The sequence below is a fragment of the Acidovorax soli genome (genome assembly GCF_014207955.1).
GTDB classification, from domain to species: Bacteria; Pseudomonadota; Gammaproteobacteria; order Burkholderiales; family Burkholderiaceae_C; genus Acidovorax; species Acidovorax soli_A.
In genome coordinates this window covers 672,948-688,219 of sequence record NZ_JACHLK010000001.1, presented here as the reverse complement: position 1 = coordinate 688,219, position 15,272 = coordinate 672,948, and the positions used below count along the sequence as shown (strand labels likewise).

Sequence of the window (15,272 nt, the reverse complement as noted above, 5' to 3'; positions counted from 1 at the left end):
TCGCTGGATACGCCGCCTTCGCGGCGGGGCGGCCCTTGCGCGGGGGCACTGGCCTCAGCCGTGCCAGTTGCAAAGACTGCGAGCAGCGCACAGCGCATTGGAAAAACGAGATGCCTGCCTGGACTGAGAGCTACCGCGCCTATGACGACGACACCCTGACGGCTCTGGCCAATGCCGGCCTGCTGCGCCGCGCTGCCAAGGACGTGGAAGCCGGCAAGGTGCAATGGACAGAGCAGGGCACCGACGGCGGCGTGGTCGAGGCCGATGGCCAGCGCGTGCAGCTCGACGCCCGGGGCCCGCAGAAGGCGCAGTGCGATTGCCCGGCGCCGGGCATCTGCAAGCACATCCTGGGGGCGGCGCTGTGGCTGCGCGCGCTGGAGCCCGTTGCCGGTACCACTGCGCCGGCGGCAACGCAAGCAACCGAGGCCCCTGCGGAACCAGGCCCGGCAACCACGGCCGACCCGCTGGCTGAAGTGAAGGCCCTGCAGGCCCCGGCCCTGTTCAAGCAGGCCGGCGTGGCCGCCGTGCGCCGCGCGGTGCAGGCATTGCCCTGCGGCATCGAATGGCGCGTGCAGGGCGGCACCCTGGTGATGGAGCTGCCCGCGCTGAACGCCACTTGCCGCTATGTGGCCGGTGCAGGCTACGAGGGCATGGTGTCCGAGGTGCCGGCGCGCGAGCGCAAGGCCGTGCACCTGATCGCACTGGCGGCCCTGCGCGAGGCGCTGGGCGAGCCGCTGCCCTGGCCCGAAGGCATGGCACCGGCCGCCACGGCAGAGCCGGTCACGGCCGCGCTCAGCGAGCGCGAACGCGCCTTCCTCGCGCAGGTGGAAGCCATGCTGCACGAGCTGCTCACGGGCGGCCTGTCGCACGTGAGCGAGCAGGCTTCGGCGCGGCTGCTGGCGCTCAACATGTCGGCGCGCGGCGAGGGCCTGCCGCGCCTGGCCGCACTGCTGCGCAACCTGGGCGGCATGGTCGACGGCCTGGTGCGGCGCGACCACCGCATGCAGGAGCGCGACGCCCTGGCGCTGATGTCCAGCATCCAGGCGCTGTGCGATGCCCTGCGCGCGCCGGCCGGTGAGGGCGCCGACGCGGCCGGGCGCACCACGGCCCTGCGCGGCCGGCTGCGCCGCGCCTTCGACGAGACCACGGCACTGGAACTGCTGCCCCTGGGCGGCCACTGGTGGCAGACCCTGGGCGGCGCACGCGGTCTCACGCTGGCCTTCTGGGACCTGGCGGGCCAGCGCCTGCTGCAGGCCGTGCTGGCGCGCCCCGATGGCAGCGACACGGCCTTCAACCGCCACAGCGCCTGGAACATCCACGCCGTCTGGCCCGGTGCGGGCCCCGCGCAGTCGCTGTGCCAGGCGCCGCTGCGGCTGGAGAACCCGCGCCTGGCCGACGATGACCGGCTGGCGCTGGCGGGCACCGCGCGCGCGCAGGCATTGCCCCCCTGGCAGACGGGCGATGCACGCCTGCACGCCATCGGCAGCGGCCGCTGGGCCGATCTCACGGCGCAGCTGAGCGAGGCGTCCGGCCTCTCGGGCGACGCGGCCGAACTGGTGCTGCTGCGGCCCCGGGCCACGCGCGCCCCGGTGCTCGACGAAGCCCACCAGCAACTGCTCTGGCCCGTGCAGGATGACCAGGGGCAGTGGCTGCACCTGACCGTGCCCGTGGGCGACGCCAGCATGCAGCGCGTGGACAACCTGGACCGGCTGGCCGCGCGCGGCGCGCCCGTGCATGCGGTGCTGGTGCGCGTGGAACGCACTTCCACCACCACGCTGCTGGTGCCGCTGGCGCTGCTCAGCAGCGACGCCCGGGGCCAGGTCCAGGCCGTCTCCCTGGACTATGCGAACGAGGCCGCGCGCCCCACCTCGCTGGCCCAGCGCATCCTGCGCATGGTGCAGTGGCGCAAGGAGCAGGCCGCCGCCCCTGCGGCCAGCCAGCCCACGCTGGCCCAGCGCCTGCTCAGCCCCGTGCTCGGCGTGCTGGAGACCCAGGCCGCCACGGGCCGCATGCCGCTCACTGCAGCGCAGGCCGAACAGCTGCAGGCCGCGCTGCCCGGCATCGCCTCGGTGGGCCTGCACACCGTGGCATCGGCCCTGCAGGCCCACCTGCAGTCGCCCCAGCCATCTGGCGCGCTGCGCCTGCAGCAGCTGTGCCAGCGCACGGTGGAGCTCGACGGCCTGCCCGCCATCTCCGCGTGAGCACCGCGCTGCGCGCGTTACAAGCCATTACCTTGAAAGCGGGCAAATTGCACGCTGGCTTCACCGTGCCCCACGGCAGCGCCATGGCTGGCTGACAGAATACGACGCTCTATTCAGACCACAGGGGATGACGCATGGGACTGCTGGACAAGATCGTGGGCGCGGTGACGGGCCGATCGGGCAACGACGCGCATGGGCTGAGCAGCGCACAGCACAACCTGCTGCGCCAGGCCATGGAGCCGTTGGACAAGGCAGCGCCAGGCCTCGCCGACAAGGCCCTGGCCTTTGTGGCCGAGGGCACCCACGAGTCCGTGCTGCTGGAGCTGGCAGCCCCCCATGCCGTGGAGCCGGGCCAGCTGCTCGGCGCGCCTGGCCGGCTGCGCTGGGGCTTCTATCTGTACAACGACAAGCCACTGGAGGCCGCGGGCAAGAAGAGCCTGGCAGGCCGCTCGGCCTTCTACGCCAGCATCGCGCCCGACCAGCCCCCCCTGGCCCTGCTGGTGCGCCTGGGCAAGCTGCTGGCCGCGGCCGATGCGGGCAAGTCGCTGGAGCACCCGGGCGCGCCGGTGCCCGACTGGCTGCAGTACCTGGTCAACGATGCGGTCCATGCCAGCTTCAAGGACGGCAACAGCAACAAGCAGGAGCTGGGCAAGGAGCGCGCGGCCTGGACGGTCGATCTCGTGGCCAGTCTGCTCGCCGAGGAGGGGCTGGACGCGACCCTGGCCCTGCAGCTGGTGTTCGAGCGCAAGGGCCTGGACAGCTACTACCACGACCGCCTGGGCGCGCTGGTCAAGTCGCCCGCGCTCGCTACGTACATGCAGGCACATCCTGACGCGGTGAAGGCCTTGCTGCAGCAGCTTTCCGCTGCGGGCCGGGTGGTGCTGGCCGCGCGCATCGGCACCGACAAGGAACTGCGTGCGGCTTTTGCACCACTGCTGGTGGCCCTGGCCGTCGATGGCAGCAAGACGGTGCGCGCCGAGGCCGTGCCCCATATCGAGGGCATTGCCGAAGCCGATCGCCTGCACCTGCTGGCGGCCTTGCTCACCGAGGGCGACACCAGCCAGCGCAGCCAGGCGGCCGAACTGCTCGCGCGCCTGCCCGCCGAGGCCACGCGCGGCCTGCTCGAGGCGGCACTGGCCAGCGAGTCCAGCAAACCCGTGCAGCAGGCGATCCGCGCGGCGCTCAACCGCATCGATGCCGCGGGCGGCGCCCAGGAACAGGACCTGCCCGAGCCCCCGCCCTGGACGCCGTTCGCCGACAGCCCGCTGGGCGAGGATGCGCTGGCCCTGCTGCTGGCCAACCGCACCGAGGTGATCGAGCGCGCACGCCGCGCCGCCGAGGAAGAGGCCGAGGAGAACAAGACCCAGAAGCACAAGTACAACTGGCGCCAGAAGAGCTACGCCAGCCTGTCCAAACTGACCGAGGACGACATGCGCCAGGCGCTGGCCCTGCTCAATGGCCAGCTCGACAAGAAGCAGATGGAGAAGCTGCGCAACAGCGAGGTGGCCCAGGCCGTGACGCATGGCAACCGCCTGTTTGCACTGCCGTCCTTCGGGCCCTCGCACCTGGTCCGCTGGCTGGGCGTGTCGCGCTACAGCCGCAGCTTCTGGTTCGACGACGGCTTCCACAAATGGCTGGGCGGCCAGCCGCACGGCAGCGTCGACCTGCGCGCCCTGGCCGACCTGCTCAAGCGCTCGGGCACGCCGCTGATCGAGGTGGCGCGCACGGCCCTGTTCGACTACTGGAACACGCCCAGCGCCACCGACCTGCTGCCGCCCGAGCGCGTGTGGCCGTTCTTCGCCGAGCACCCCGAGTTCCTGGACCAGGCCCTGGGCCTGGCAGCGCAGCAGAACAACGGCGACCGCTATGCGAGCACGCTGGAGCTCGGCCCCGCCCTGCGCACGCTGGCGACCTTTCCGACCATCCCCGCACGCTGGCTGCCCCGCGTGATGGAGCTGGCCCTGGGCGAGGGCAAGACCCACCGCCCCATGGCGCAGAAGGCCTTGTCCACGCTGCCGAACATCGGCCGCCAGGTGGTGGAGTCGCTCACCCACACCAAGAGCGAGGTGCGCATCGAGGCGGCCAACTGGCTGGCCGAGCTGCAGTACGCCGAGGCCCTGCCCGCCCTCACCAAGGCGCTGGAGAAGGAAAGCCGCGAGACCGTGCGCGCCGCCTTCCTCACGGCACTGGAGGGCCTGGGCGAGGACATCTCGCCGCGCCTGGCCCCCGCCATCCTGCTGGCCGAGGCGAAGAAGGGCCTGAAGGCCAAGCCGCCGGCGGGGCTGGCCTGGTTCGCACTCGATGCGCTGCCCGCAGCGCACTGGGCCGACGGCACGGCCGTGGAGCCCGAGATCCTGCGCTGGTGGGTGGTGCTGGCCTGCAAGCTCAAGGAGCCCGGGGGCAATGCGCTGCTCACGCGCTACATGGGCCTGCTCGATGCGGCCAGCCGCCAGGCCCTGGGCAGCACGGTGCTGCGCCAGTTCATCGCGCACGACACACGCCACCCGCCGCTGGAGGAGGGCATTGCCTACGCCAAGGCCCATGCACCACAGCGCTACCAAAGCTACCAGAAAGGCTGGCAGAACGCCAAGCCCGAGTACCGCCAGTACTACGAGGCCGACTACGCCAAGTCGGAAGAGCAGGTGTTCGAGGAATGCAAGCGCGAGAAGATGTCCGAGTACCTGGGCAGCGCCATTGGAGAGAAGGGCGTCCTGGCGCTCGCGGCCTTTGCCCCGGGCCATGAGATCGTGAGCCTGTTGCAGCAGTACATGCGCGACCACTACCAGCGCCGCTCGCAGATCGAGGCCATGCTCGAAGGCGTGGCACCGGGCAACGATCCGGTGGTGATCCAGCTGATGCTGGGCCTGTCGCGCCGCTACCGCACGGCCTCGGTGCAGACCAAGGCGCGCACCCTGGTGCAGGAAATCGCCGACCGCAACGGCTGGACCCAGGACCAGCTGGCCGACCGCACCATCCCCACGGCCGGCCTGGACGACACGGGCACGCTGGCGCTGCCCTATGGCGAGCGCATCTTCACCATGGTGCTCGACGCCGCCATGAAACCCGAGCTGCGCAACCCCGAAGGCAAGGCCATCAAGGCCCTGCCCGAGCCGCGCCAGAATGACGACCCGGCGCAGATCAAGGAAACCAAGGCCTTGCTCAGCACGAGCAAGAAGGAGCTCAAGCAGGTGATCGACCTGCAGACGGCCCGCCTGTTCGAGGCCATGTGCACGGGCCGCCAGTGGCCCGTGGCCGAATGGCGCGAGTACCTGCACCGCCACCCCGTGGCGGGCCGGCTGGTACAGCGCCTGGTGTGGCTGGAGGTGGACGCCGAGGGCACGGCGCTGCAGAGCTTTCGCCCCACCGAGGACGGCAGCCTCATCAACACCGAGGACGACGAGGTGGCGCTGGCCGATGGCGCCCTGGTGCGCCTGGCCCATGCCTCGCTGGTCGATGCGGCCACGGCCAGCGCGTGGACGAAGCACTTCAAGGACTACAAGACTGCGCCCCTGTTCCCGCAGATGTCGCGCCAGTCGCCTGCGCTGTCCTTCACCGACGACAAGGGCCTGGCTGTGAGTGAGATCAAGGACCGCCAGGGCTGGGTGAGCGACAGCTTCACGCTGCGCGGCGCCTTCACCAAGCTGGGCTACCAGCGCGCCCAGGCCGAGGACGGAGGCTTCTTCTACGAGTACACCAAGGACTTCGCGAGCGTGGGCGTGCGCGTTTCCATCGAGTTCTCGGGCAACACCCTGCCCGAGGAGAACGTGGCGGCCGCGCTCAAGACCCTGAGCTTCGAGAACAGCCGCTCGCGCAGCTGGAGCAGCGACAGCACGCTGCCCCTGGCCAGCGTGCCCCCCGTGCTGCTGGCCGAGGCCTATGCCGACTACCTGGCCGTGGCCCAGGCCTGCACCGGTTTCGACCCCGAGTGGGAGAAAAAGATGCCCTGGTAACCGCGTGCAGGGCCTCCAAGGGGGCATTGCAGCGGGAATTCAAGGCGTAACTGTTTGAATCTGGCGACGAAAAGCGGAAGGAATTCACGTTTTTTTGGTGAGGTCTCTCCATTCTCACAATTTGCGACATCTTCCCGGGGCAAGTCCCGCGATGATCCAGCCCTCGCACCGCAAAACAGCCCATGAGCTGGCGGCATCTTTATGAATGTGAATGATTGAGGGAGGTATTCTCATGCCGGGTTTTGTTCGAAAGATTCTGATTTTCATCACGGGCTATGCATGGCTCGTCCTGCTGGCAGGCCCGGGCCTGGCCGGCATGGCCATCTGGAGCGGCTGGAAGGCCGATGGCGACCACGCCTACACGGCACGTGACCAGCTGCAGACGGTGGCTGGCAAGGTCACCGGTGCCAGCGAGGTGACCGTCAAGCGCAAGCGCCGCTCCACCCAGCATTACTACGAAATCACCGTGGCCCCCGATGCCGGCGGCGAAGCCCGCAAGCTGCGCATCGCCTTCAGCACGCCCAAGGACATCGTGGGCGGCATCATCGACGAGAAGATCACGGCGCTCTACGACAGCAGCGACAACGACATCGTCTACGAGGTGGTGACCGGCGGCAAGGCCGTGATCAGCTACGAAGACACGCGCAAGCGCATGCAGGCCGAAGCCGCTTCCACGGCCAAGTCCTTCAGCGGCGCCGGCATCTGGATCCTGGCCGTCATCCTGACCCTGCTGGGTGCCGCTGGCGTCTGGTCCAACCGCAAGCTGCGCCGCGCTGACGAGCTGGCGGCCGCCTGAACCAACAGACAGAGAGAGAGGCAAGGAGCGGCCCACAAGGCCGCTCCTTGCGTGAGAAGTAGCAACCACCACCGAGGAGCATCCTTGTGAATACCAATGTCCTGACCCCTGAAGACCCGTCCGGCTCCCCCATGGAGCGGCGCGAGTTCATCGTCTCCACCTACAAGCACCTGGGCGCGGCCATCCTGGCCTTCGTCGTGCTGTCGACGGTGCTGATGGTGAGCGGCTTTTCCAACACCACGGCCAAGATGCTCATGGCCAGTGGCAACAAGTTCATCTGGCTGGGCGTGATGGGCGCCTTCATGCTCGTGGGCTGGCTGGCCTCGTACCTGGCCGACAATGCCGAGAAGCCGCAGACCCAGCTCATGGGCCTGGGGATCTACGTGCTGGCCGAAGGCCTGATCTTCGCGCCCCTGTTCGGCATCGCCCAGATCGTGGCGCCCGGCGCCATCGGCGCGGCGGGCTTCATCACGCTGCTGATGGTGGCGGCGCTGACCTGGACGGCCTTCACCAGCAAGTCGGACTTCTCGTTCCTGGGCGGCATCCTCAAGGTGGGCGGCCTGGTGGCCCTGGGCACCATCGTGGCCGGTGCCATCTTCGGCTTCAAGCTGGGCATCTGGTTCTCGGGCATCATGGTGCTGTTCGCCGGTGCCTGCGTGCTGTACGACACCTCGCGCATCATCCACGACTACCCCACCGACCGCCCCGCCGGTGCTGCGCTGCACCTGTTCGCGTCGATCGCGCTTATGCTCTGGTATGTGCTGCGCATCCTGATCAGCCTGGCCTCCAGCGACGATTGATCCAAGGCCTTTGCGGGCGCCTCGCACGAGGCCCCGCACCGACCAGGCAAAACACCGGGCACTGCCCGGTGTTTTGCTTTGGAGGGAGGGGAAATCGCCGCGCGGCTCAGTCGGCCACGTCCACCGCGACCAAGCCGAGCTCCTTGCTGCCTTGCACACGCGCGGTGTTGGCCGCACGGCCCCACTCGAAGGGCACGCGCACCAGCTCGCGCTCGCCCTGCTCACGCACGGCCTCCACCACCATCTGGTAGCGCCCCGGCGGCAACTGGGCCAGCGGCCCCTTGCCCCCGGCAAATTGCAGCGCATGGGTGCCCACGGGGCGCGTGGCACCTGTGACGCCATCCACCGGCAAGGCCAGTTGCTCACCGCCCGTGCGCCACCAGGTGCGCAGGTTGCGCAGCCAGCCTTTGCCCAGACCGTCCTTGAGGCGCGTGTCGTACCAGACTGCGACCGTGCCCACCACGGCCTTTTCGTCGGCCTTTTCCACCCAGGCCGCCAGGTAGGGCCGGTAGTAGGAGGCCGTCTTGATCTCGGGCAGCGTGATCTGCAGCGTCAGCGACGCCGCAGCCGCCGGCCCCGCGGCCAGCGCCAGCGCGGCTGCCAGGCAGCTGCGCGATGCCGCCACGTTGGCCTCAGTCGTCATTGGCACGGGCCTGGGGCGGGCGCTGCGGGTCGTCCTTGGAGACGATGCCATCGCCATTGGTATCGAGGTTCTTGAAGGTCTTGTCCGCGATGGCAGCATCCTCCGCAGCGGTGAACTTGCCGTCGCGCGCGCGGTTCACGATGGCAAAGCGCACATGGGCCTGCTTGATGCTGTTCTCGTAGGCCTTGTCGGGCTGCTTGCCGTCATCGAAATACTGGCGCTTGAGGCGGCCCTCGAACTCGGCCACGTACTCGGCTTCGCTCAGCACGCCGTCGCCATTGGTGTCGGCGGCGCGAAAGCGCTGCAGGCGCACGGCGTCGAACTCGGCGCGCGTGACCTGGCCGTCGCGGTTCGTGTCGTAGCTGCCCAGAAAGGCCTGCAGGCCGTGGCCGCCGGCGGGGCGCGCCGCAGTGCCGGGGGCGGCGGCAGGGGTCGCAGGGGCGTTCGCTGCACAGGCACTCAGCAGCGCAGCCGCAGCCAGGGCGGTCAGCAGGGGGAGGTGGCGGGTGGTCATGGTCATTGCCTTCTTTCTATCGGGTAGGAGGGGGAGGGTCATGCTCGTCAGAAGTCCACGTTCAGGCTGAGCGCGTAGGTGCGGCCCGGTGCCGTGGACAGCTGGATCTGGCGCCGGTCCTGCGCGGACTGCGGCTGCAGATTGCGGGTACTGCTGTAGGCCCAGTACTTCTTGTCGGTGATGTTGAAGATGCCGGCGGTCAGGCGCACGTTCTGGCTGACGCGGTAGTAGCCGGCCAGGTCGAAGCGCGCGAAGCCGGGCACGCGGAACAGTTCGGTGGTGGAGTCCGTGAGCGTGGCGCCCGGATCGTTGCTGAAGGCCAGGCGGTTGGTGGAGACGGCCTGTTTTCCCTTCACGAAGGTGCCGGTGAGGTTCAGGCCCCAGGCCTTCTGCGGTGCGTCGAAGCCCAGGCCGATGATGGCCTTGCCCGGTTGCACCGAGTCCAGGTCCACCTTGCGGTCGCCCTTGAAGTTGGATTGGGAGCTGCCCTGGCTGTAGCCGAAGGCCCAGGTGCTGTACAGGCCCTTCGCGGCCGGCGTCCAGGTGCCGTGCTCCAGACGGGCGCTGAACTCAGCGCCCGAGATGTGCGCCTCGTCGCGGTTGCTGGCCTGGTACAGGATGCTCAGGCTCTGCTGGATGTGGGTGAACAGCTCGGGGTTGTTGGTCCGCGTGTAGCGGGTGTAGGAGATGAAGTCTTTGTAGCGGGTGTGGAACACCGAGCCGTTGAACACCACGCCGTCCGTGGGCGAGCCCTTGAGGCCGATGTCAAAGGCGTTGCTGGTCTCCTTGCCCAGGTCTTTGTTGCCCACCAACGCATAGGTGCCGCCGCCACCGTTCCAGTAGCCGAAGACCTCGCTGTTGGTGGGCGCGCGGCCGCTGCGCTTCCACTGGGCGTAGGCCGTCAGCGCGGGCGCCACGTCGTAGAGCACGGCCAGGCTCGGGCTCACGATGGTGGTGGCCGCCGTGCTGCCGTACATGCGTTCGAGCTCGGCTGCCGTGATGCGCTCGTTGGCAAAGCTGGCGGCGTTCTCGATGCGCGGCCGCACCCGGTCCACGCGCAGGCCGGGCACCAGGGCCAGGCGCCTGCCGCCCACCTCCCACTCGATGGTGTCTTCGGCGAACAGGCCCATGCGCACCGTGTTGGTGTCGGGGAAGGGCTGGCGCCCCGCGAGCGGGTCGGTGGAGCTGAAGGGGTGCGCGTTGTCCGCCGTGGAGTAGTTCACGCCAAACTTGAGCGCATGCTTGCCCACGCGCTTGTCGGCCACGCTGGAGAAGCCCAACTGCCGCGTGGTGTTCTTCGAGATGTCGCGCTCGCTGGCGCGCGTGGCCAGGGTCACCGTGTCGGTGACGTCGTTCATCTCCGTGTCCTGCCAGTAGATGCGCGTGTTCAGCTGGTCCACCAGGCCGCCGCCCAGGGGCGCCCAGGTGTGTGCGGCATGCAGCGTGCTGCGCTCGGTCTTGGCGATCTGGTGCGAGTTGCCGGTGACGGCCGTGGCCGCCGTGTTCCAGGCCTCGAAACGGGAGTCGCTTTCTCGGCGGTACAGATCGGCCCCCAGCTCCAGCTTGTGCTCGGGGTTCAGGCGCAGGCTGCCCTTGAGCAGCAAGGCGTCGGAATGCCAGTCGTCCGGGTAGCTCGGCACGCCCAGGCTGTTGTTCTGGGTCTCCTTGCCATCGCGGCGCACGTAGCTCACCAGCGCGCCAAAGTCGCCCGACAGGCCCGCCGCCGTCATGCCCTTGGTCCAGGCGCTGTTGGCCCCGCTGTAGCCGAGCTTGGCGCCCAGGTACAGGGGCTTGCTCGGGCTCACATAGTCCTCGGGCGACTTGCTGCGAAAACTCACCGCGCCGCCGATGCCGCCGGCCGTGCGCTGCGCATTGGTGGTGCCCGACTGGATCTCCACTGCCGAATAGATGTCGGGGTCGATGAAGTCGCGGCCCATGCCGAAGGTACCGTCCTGCGCGCGGTTGGTCAGCGGGGCGCGGCTCACGGCGTCGGGCATCTCGATGCCGTCCACGTCCAGGCCCACGCGGTTGCCTTCGATGCCGCGGATGTTGTAGCCCGTGGTGCCGCTGCGGTCATAGCGGCTGGCGCCGCGCGTGGCGCCGCTCACCGTGCCGGGGGCCTCCACCAGCGGCTGGTAGCGGATCACATCGGCGATGCCCGTGGCGCCGGTCTTCTCGACCTCCTCCTGCGTGACCACCACCTTGGCACCGGCCTCGCGGCGCAGGGCCTCGGCGCTCACCTTGACCTCGGGCAGGGACTCGCGCTCGCGCGCCTGGGCCAGCAAGGTCGCATCGGCAGGGGCTTGCGCCATGGCGGCTGCGGGCCACAGCAGGGCCTGGACGGCCAGCGCGATCAAACTGGCGCGCCATGGCGGTGCAGCGAAGAAGGCAGCGGCAGGGGAGGATGCGAGCGCATGGGCGGTATCGCCAGGCACCTGCCTGGCCGGGGCCTGGTGGCCAAATGGGGTCATGGGTTTCCTCGGATTCAAGGGGTTGCTTGCTGGACCCCTTTGAACTCAAAGAAACATCTGGCTGTGAGGCGGCAATTGTATCAATGCGATTGATACGCATTTATAAATCAGTTGCACGCCTGCTACGGGTGCTGTGTAAAGCTGGTCCAAAATAGCTGCGAAAGGCGGGTCCCGCCCCGCCATCCACTCCCCCAGCCATTCATGAGCACCACCCCTCCTTCCGCGAACCAATCCGTGCGCCTGGCCCCCGAGCAGCGCTGGGCCGACGAACTGGACCGCCTGGCCGCCGCCGACACGCACGCCCGGCCGCCGGGCTGGAAGCTCTCGCCGCGCGCGGTGCGCCAGTTCATCCTGGGCGATGCCAAGCTGCAGGTCACGCAGAAGTTCTTTGGCGACGACCCGCTGGTGGACCGCGCCATCGTCACGCTCATGGGCCACCAGGGCCTGATGCTGGTGGGCGAGCCGGGCACGGCCAAGTCGCTGCTGTCCGAGCTGCTGGCAGCCGCGATCAGCGGCGACTCGGGCCTCACGGTGCAGGGCACGGCTGGTACCACCGAGGACCACATCAAGTACAGCTGGAACTACGCCCTGCTGCTGGCCGAAGGGCCGAGCCAGCGCGCGCTGGTGCCCTCGCCGCTGTACCAGGCCATGCGCGCGGGCAAGCTCGTGCGCTTCGAGGAAATCACACGCTGCCCGCCCGAGATCCAGGACGTGCTGATCTCGCTCATGAGCGACAAGCAGCTCATGGTCCCCGAACTCGGCGACGACGCGCGCCTGTTCGCACAGCGCGGCTTCAACATCATCGCCACGGCCAACCTGCGCGACCGCGGCGTGCACGAGATGTCTTCGGCCTTGAAGCGCCGCTTCAACTTCGAGACCGTGCGCCCCATCCGCGACCACCAGTTCGAGGTGGACCTGGTGATGGCCCAGCTCGCGCGCGAGCTCGCGGGCAGCGAGGCCCCGGTGAACGTGCCGCGCGACGTGGTGTCGCTGCTGGTCACCACCTTCCAGGAGCTGCGCGCCGGCCAGACGCAAGAGGGCACGGCCATCAAGGGGCTCGATGCCGTGATGTCCACGGCCGAGGCCGTGAACGTGGCCTACGCCGCAGCGCTGCAGGCGCGCCATTTCAACGGCGGCGAGCTGACCCCGCGCGAGATCGCGGGCCAGTTGCAGGGCGTGGTGCTCAAGGACAGTGCCGACGACGCCAAGCGCGTGCGCCACTACTTCGACACCGTGGTGCGCGAGCGCGCACGGCGCGACGCGCAGTGGAAGAGTTTTCACGACGCCGCCCGCGCGCTGTGGCAGTAGCCGTGGGCGCGCTACCGTCGCCTGCGGGCCTGCCGCCGGAGGTCGCGGCCCTGCTGCCGCAGCTGATGGATGGCGGCGGGGACGGCATCTACTTCGTGCCCGTGCGCCACCACAGCCCGGCTTGCGCCTGGGCGCTGCGCCACCTGCTGCGCGAGGTGCGCCCGGCCGCCGTGCTGATCGAGGGACCGGACGACCTGGACAGCCTGCTGCCCCTGCTGAGCGACCCCAAGACCCGCGCCCCCGTGGCCTGGCTGTGCCAAGCCACGCGCGAAGCCAAGGCCGAAGCGCCCGAACCCGGCGAAGAAGAGGGTGCCGCGCCGGAGTCCGCAAGCCCGCGCACCGTGACCAGCAGCTCCTTCTACCCGCTGTGCGACTACAGCCCCGAATGGATCGCCGCGCGCGAGGGCGCAGCCCTGGGCGCCCAGGTGGCATTGATCGACCTGCCCTGGCGCCACAAGGCCTGGGAGCGCCGCTACGGCAGCGGGGACGACGATGGGGAAACAGCCCCCGACGCCGCCCGCAGCCAGATGGAAGAGCGCCATTTCGCCCACAGCCGCTACCTGAATGCCATGGCGCGCCAACTGGGCTGTGTGGACCACCATGACCTGTGGGACCGCCTGTTCGAGCTGCGCACGCCCGCGGCCCTGGCCGACTGGCGCAGCCTGTTCGCCGATGTGTTCAGCTGGTGCGCCATGGCCCGGCAGGACTACGAGCCCGAGGTGCTGGAGGCCGAACTCAGCCTGCCGCGCGAGCGCCACATGGCGGCGCACATCCGCCGCTGGCGCAATGCGGTGCAAGGCCCCATCGTGGTCGTGACCGGGGGCTTCCACACGCCCGAGCTGCTGCGCAGCTGGAAGGGCGCCAAGCCCCTGGCCCCCAAGGCCCCCGCGAAGAAGAACCCCCAGGCCACGGAGCCCGAGGCCTGGCTGATCCGCTACAGCTTCGAGCAGCTCGACGCGCTCAACGGCTACGGCGCGGGCATGCCCTCACCGGGCTACTACCAGCAGGCCTGGGAGGCGCTGGAGGCCGGCGCCGCGCAGGCCACGGCCCCAGGGGTTCACCCCCTCACCGCCGTGGCCCTGGACACCCTGGCCCGCTTTGCCCAGCAGACCCGGGCGCAGGACCAGACCGACGCCGTTTCCACCGCGCTGGTGCAGGCCGCCGCGCTGCAGGCCGTGCGCCTGGCCGAACTGCGCGGCAATGCCGGGCCGGGCCGCCAGGACCTGCTGGACGCGATCCGTTCGTGCTTCGTCAAAGGCGCCATCGACGAGGGCACGCGCGGCTTCACGGCCGACCTGCGCGCCTTTCTCGGTGGCACGCGCATCGGCGACGTGCCGCCCTCGGCCGGCTCGCCTCCGCTGATCGAGGATGCGCGCCGCCTGGCCCGCGCAGCCGGCGTGCGCCTGGACGACAGCAGCGCGCGCACGGTGCGGCTGGACCTGTACCGCAAGCCCTCGCACCGCGTGCGCAGCCGCTTCCTGCATGCCATGGCCTACCTCGATGCGGGCCTGGCTCAGTGGGTGGCGGGGCCCGACTTCATGGCCGGTAGCCGGCTGAACATGCTGTTCGAAGAATGGCGCGCCGCCTGGTCGCCCCTGGTCGAGGCCCGGCTGATCGCGCTGGCCAGCGACGGCGCGAGTGTGGAGGCCGTGTGCCTGGCACGGCTGCTGCGCGAAGAAGCCGCCCTGTCCGACCAGGGGCGCGGGCGCAGCGCCAGCGCGGCCGTGGCCCTGCTGCAGCGCGCCTGCCTGGTGGGGCTGCATGCACGGCTGCCGCAGCTGCTGGCCTTGCTGTCGGAGCACCTGGGCGAAGATGCCTCGCTGTCCTCCGTGGTCGAATGCGGGCACCGCCTGGTCACGCTGTGGCGCGCGCGCGAGCCGCTGGGGGTGCAGCAGAACCCGCAGCTTGCCGGCCTGCTGCAGCGCGTGTGGCCCGCCGCCCTGTACCTGCTGCCGCCGCTGGCGCAGACGCCGGCCGACGGGCAGGAGCAGGCCGTGCGCCTGCTGCTCTCGCTGCGCGAGCTGGGGCGCCTGCTCAGCAGCCTGGAGCGCGAGGGCACGGGCGCCGTCGATGCCAGCCTGCTGGCGGAACACCTGGAGCGCTTTGCCACCGGCGCTGGCTGCGCGCCCGGCGTGGCCGGTGCCGCCACCGCGCTGCTCTACCTCGACGGCCACTGGGACGACGCAGCGCTCGATGCCGTGGTGCGCCAGCGCTTTGGCCCCGGTGCCCTGCCGCACGAGGCCGTGCAGTTCCTGAACGGCATGATGACCGCCGCACCCGAGCTGCTGCTGCGCCTGCCGGCCCTGCTGCAGGGGCTGGATGCGCTGGTGCGCGGGTGGGACGACGCGGCCTTCGTGGCCCACCTGCCGGACCTGCGCCAGGCCTTCACCGGCCTGCGGCCCCAGGAAACGGCCGACCTGGCGACCAAGGTGGCGCAACTGCATGGCACGGACGAGGCCACCGCAGCCTCGCTGGCCGGCATGCACTACGAGACCACCGAGGAAGACCTGCACGCCGGCCTGCGCCTGCAGGCCCTGCTGGAGGCCAGCCTGCAGCGCGACGGGCTGCAGCACTGGATCCGTTGACCGC

Annotated in this window: 9 protein-coding genes; 6 read left to right on the top strand and 3 right to left on the bottom strand. The window is 69.8% G+C overall.

Annotated elements, in window-relative coordinates:
• Positions 1 to 110: 110 nt before the first annotated feature.
• From HNP48_RS03200 to HNP48_RS03185, 4 genes are all read left to right on the top strand, one after another.
• Positions 111 to 2,201, top strand: a complete 2,091-nt coding sequence (locus tag HNP48_RS03200) for an SWIM zinc finger family protein (RefSeq protein WP_184855387.1) — start codon at positions 111 to 113, stop codon at positions 2,199 to 2,201.
• 134 nt (positions 2,202 to 2,335) lie between these two features.
• Complete coding sequence (locus HNP48_RS03195; RefSeq protein WP_184855386.1) at positions 2,336 to 6,151, top strand: DUF4132 domain-containing protein; 3,816 nt, start codon at positions 2,336 to 2,338, stop codon at positions 6,149 to 6,151.
• A gap of 232 nt (positions 6,152 to 6,383) precedes the next feature.
• Positions 6,384 to 6,947, top strand: coding sequence for a hypothetical protein (locus HNP48_RS03190; RefSeq protein ID WP_184855385.1), 564 nt, complete (start codon positions 6,384 to 6,386; stop codon positions 6,945 to 6,947).
• Between the two features lie 86 nt (positions 6,948 to 7,033).
• Positions 7,034 to 7,747, top strand: a complete 714-nt coding sequence (locus HNP48_RS03185) for a Bax inhibitor-1 family protein (RefSeq protein ID WP_184855384.1) — start codon at positions 7,034 to 7,036, stop codon at positions 7,745 to 7,747.
• Positions 7,748 to 7,853: 106 nt separating this feature from the next.
• Here HNP48_RS03185 and HNP48_RS03180 read toward each other — a convergent pair whose 3' ends face one another.
• The 3 genes from HNP48_RS03180 to HNP48_RS03170 are packed head-to-tail and all read right to left on the bottom strand — an operon-like array spanning position 7,854 to position 11,375.
• Positions 7,854 to 8,390 (bottom strand): DUF2271 domain-containing protein, encoded by a 537-nt coding sequence (locus tag HNP48_RS03180; RefSeq protein WP_184855383.1) that lies wholly within the window; start codon positions 8,388 to 8,390, stop codon positions 7,854 to 7,856.
• Positions 8,380 to 8,904 carry an EF-hand domain-containing protein gene (locus HNP48_RS03175; RefSeq protein ID WP_260420061.1) on the bottom strand — a complete coding sequence of 175 codons (525 nt, stop codon included), beginning with the start codon at positions 8,902 to 8,904 and terminating at the stop codon, positions 8,380 to 8,382. Before HNP48_RS03175 ends, HNP48_RS03180 begins: the two co-directional genes overlap by 11 nt.
• A gap of 47 nt (positions 8,905 to 8,951) precedes the next feature.
• A complete protein-coding gene (locus tag HNP48_RS03170; RefSeq protein ID WP_184855381.1) occupies positions 8,952 to 11,375 on the bottom strand; it encodes a TonB-dependent hemoglobin/transferrin/lactoferrin family receptor in 2,424 nt (807 codons plus the stop codon).
• Between the two features lie 201 nt (positions 11,376 to 11,576).
• Between HNP48_RS03170 and HNP48_RS03165 the strand changes: the two genes are divergently transcribed.
• Both HNP48_RS03165 and HNP48_RS03160 read left to right on the top strand, forming a co-directional pair.
• On the top strand, positions 11,577 to 12,683 hold the full coding sequence (locus HNP48_RS03165) for an AAA family ATPase (protein ID WP_184855380.1): 1,107 nt from the start codon (positions 11,577 to 11,579) through the stop codon (positions 12,681 to 12,683).
• On the top strand, positions 12,674 to 15,268 hold the full coding sequence (locus HNP48_RS03160; RefSeq protein ID WP_311773797.1) for a DUF5682 family protein: 2,595 nt from the start codon (positions 12,674 to 12,676) through the stop codon (positions 15,266 to 15,268). The genes HNP48_RS03165 and HNP48_RS03160 overlap by 10 nt, the downstream gene beginning before the upstream one ends.
• The last annotated feature ends 4 nt before the right edge of the window (positions 15,269 to 15,272 follow it).